General features: G+C 28.8%; 1 protein-coding gene. It reads right to left on the reverse strand.

Translation table 4 applies throughout. The features are described from left to right. Positions 1-667 (reverse strand): hypothetical protein (locus tag C4B24_RS05120; RefSeq protein WP_168388387.1); only part of this gene is annotated, 667 nt, incomplete at both ends.

The following is a 667-nucleotide window of genomic DNA, read 5'->3' on the forward strand; positions in this document are numbered from 1 at the left end:
AATTTTTCCATCTCTCTCTTTATAAAAGCTAACATCAAATTTAAAGTGATCTAATGGATTTTTAAGGTCTCACGCATCTTTTACATAGTAAGGTTTATTATTAAAGAAATGTGAATCCTTATAAAGTATTTCATTAGATATATTATTTGTTTTTAAACAAAATTCAAATGTCAACTCAACTCCTTGTAGTTGTGCATCCGGTGTATTAGAAGGTCTTCCGGAAGGTCTTCCTGGTCTATGATTCATATTGGCTCTTCCAAGAGTATCTAAAGCACGATAAAGAGTCAATGCAATTTGTGACTTGTTATTATAATTTGTAATTTCATGCTCTTTTGTGCCGCGTGTAATCAATGCCATTTCAGCCTCTTTTGATCTAATAATTTTTTGGTGTGGCGCCAATTTTGTTGGGAATTCTAATCATTTATCACCATTTTCATCTATTTCATCCCATCTATCAATGTCTATTTCATAATTTTCTTTTTCAATCATATAATATTGCATATCATGTTCTCATTTATTAATATGTCTCCCTAAAGAAATCAATGCTCTTAACCTTAAATTTTTGCATTTATTAGTAACAAGTATTTTAAAGAATATTTCCTCCTCAAATAAAGTTATTATCAATTTAACATCTTGTTCTTTTGATACTTTTTTGAGTTTTCATTCT

It is taken from the genome of Mycoplasma marinum (assembly GCF_004335975.1).
GTDB lineage: Bacteria > Bacillota_I > Bacilli_A > Mycoplasmatales > Metamycoplasmataceae > Mycoplasma_K > Mycoplasma_K marinum.